The sequence below is a fragment of the Microbacterium sp. CPCC 204701 genome, from assembly GCF_004010105.1.
Taxonomy (GTDB): Bacteria; Actinomycetota; Actinomycetes; order Actinomycetales; family Microbacteriaceae; genus Microbacterium.
Genome location: NZ_RRYE01000423.1, coordinates 1 through 2,397 on the forward strand (window position 1 = coordinate 1; position 2,397 = coordinate 2,397).

The 2,397-nt window shown below is 70.6% G+C and carries 1 protein-coding gene and 1 pseudogene; both read right to left on the reverse strand.

The annotated features are described in order from the left end of the window. Nucleotides 1–1,134, reverse strand: a pseudogene (locus tag EIO58_RS16285) (CHAT domain-containing protein); the annotation flags it as partial. 51 nt (nucleotides 1,135–1,185) lie between these two features. Beyond that, nucleotides 1,186–2,397, reverse strand: a 1,212-nt coding sequence (locus tag EIO58_RS16290) for a S8 family peptidase (protein ID WP_127820365.1), incomplete at its 5' end; no start/stop codon positions are given.

Sequence of the window (2,397 nt, forward strand, 5' to 3'; positions counted from 1 at the left end):
CGCTGCGACCGCGGCCCGGGTCTCGTGCGCCAGCATCGCGACCTCCAACGGCATGCGCGGTGGGATCCGCACCGCCCCGGGCACCGGACGGCGGTGCAGGCGAACCCGCGCCCGCAGATCCGCCAGCCGGAGGGCCTCCGCCTCCGCGACGAAGCGATGCTGTCTCAGCGCGGCGACGACAGCGTCCACCGTCGCCGCCGAGGGCATTCGGCGTCCCTGCCGCGCCGGTCGCCCCGACCGGTCGACCCGCCCCACCGCAAGCTGCCCGCGCAGCTTGATCGCCTCTGCGCGGAGCGCCCACCCGTCACTTCCGAGCGCCCGGAAACGACGCGCCGCGATGCGCGCAGCGATCACCGCGCGATCGGGATCGTGATTCAGGAGCGACCGCGCCAGCTGATACTCGGCGCCCGCGCGCTCGCGGGGTGCCCGCTTCCGGCCGAGCACAGCAGCCGCCTTCTCGAGCAGTGTCTCCGCCTCGGTCACGAGGCCGGCGTCGCGGAGCACTTCTGCGCGATCCAGTTCGTTGATGGCGGCCCACACGTCCGAGCCCTCATCGAGGGGGTCGCGGACGCTCTGCATGGTCTTCAGCGCGGTCAGCACGTCGCCACGTCGCATCGCAAGGTATCCCAGGTTGTGGACGGCCTGATTCGCCTCTTCGGCGAGGCCCGCCGCACGGTAGATGCCTTCCGCCTCCTCGAGGTCCCCCTGAGCCGCATCGAGGCGGCCGCGGTCCATCTCGACGAGGCTGCGGTTCATCAGGACGTTGGCGCGACGAACCGGCTCGTCGCGCAGCCCGTCGGCGCCCTTCGTGAGCCAGTCGACTGCACGATCCGGAAGCCCGCGCTCGAGCGCGAGGGCACCGAGCTGGCCGTGCAGCTGAGCGACCGTCACGTCATCGAGTCCCTCGCGCGACAGCATTTCGAGACACAGGCGCTCACCCTCGTCGACGTCGCCGAGCCGGGCGAGCACGTATGCGACGGTGCCGACGACGCGAGCCATGAGGTTGACGTCGCCCGCAGCCTCGGCGGCCTCGTATGCCGCAGCGAGCACTCGCCGCGCGTTCGCGTACCTGCCGCGGTTGGCCAGATCGACGCCGCGTCGATGCTTCGCCGCTGCCTCGCCCCCGGTCCCCATGTAGCAATCATGGCGCGATCCTCGAGGATCCGGGGGCACTCGTGAAAGCCGCTACGCGGTCAGCCGTGACCCGTCATCCTGCTGGAGCGCCTCGAGCGCCTTCTCGACGGCGTTCCCGGCGTGTGCGGTCTTCGCGCCTTGCACCAGGGAGGGCGCGAGCTGCGCCGCGATCGTCGCCGACACGAAGGGAGCCGCGAACGAAGTCCCGCTCCATACCGCGAATCCCCCACCGCGACCGCTGGAGAAGTCGTCGGGATCGAGGCTCTGTCGCCGTCTATCGCCCTTGTCCGCGCGCGAAGCCGCCTGCATGCCACCTTCGAACGACGGGAAGATGCTCAGCACCGACGTACCGGGGGCGAAGGTCGTCACCCAATCGCCGACGTTGCTGAAGAGCGCGACAGAGGTGCGCTGGGGATTGAGCGCCCCGACGGCGATATGGCGCGCGGCATCCGTCGGCTCGTCGAAGGTGAGGTCGGGGTCGCCCCAGTTGTACAGCGCCGCCGGGAACGCGGGCCGTTCCGTCGCGTCGTTGCCCGCGGAGCAGACGACGACGCACCCCCTCGACCGGAGTGCACGGAGCGCCTGGAAGAGACGCAGGCTGAAGCGTCCGTCTTCCGGGGTCTCGTGGTAATAGCCGAGGGAGAGGTTGAGGACGTCCACGTGGTGCGGGTCGTCGTCCGTGCCGGCGTCGATCCAGTCGGCGAGCTCCTCCAGCGCCGTGATGAGCTCGCTCTCGAGGACGCTGCCGTTGCTGTCGGCCACGCGGATCGCGATCAACTCGGCGTCGGGGCACACCTGACGCAGGATCCCCGCCACGAAGGTCCCGTGCCCGGCAGCGTCGTCGAGGAAGCCGTCCAGCGGTCCCGACAGATCTCCGTACTTCTCGGGATCGGTCCGCGCGTCGTCGACCCCGATGACCTCGCCGCTCGACGAACGGATCGTGCGCACCACTGTGCGCTGGTCGGACGTCAGCCACGGATGCTCGCCGCAGCCCGTGTCAGCGAACGCGATGACGGGTCGGCGTCCGCCGTCCGCGACGGTATGGCGCTCGGCCGGCGGCGGTCCGACGAACGTCACCAATTCGAGCCCACCGGACCCCGGGTAGGCGTATCCTTCGGTGCCGGCAGGGTTCGTCCGTCCGTGAGGGTTCGTGCGCCCGTGCGGGTTGGTGCGCCCGTGCGGATTCGTCCGGCCGTGTGGGTTGAGGTCGATCGGATCCACTCCGAGCACGTGGTCGAGGCTCACCTGAGCGATGACCGGGTC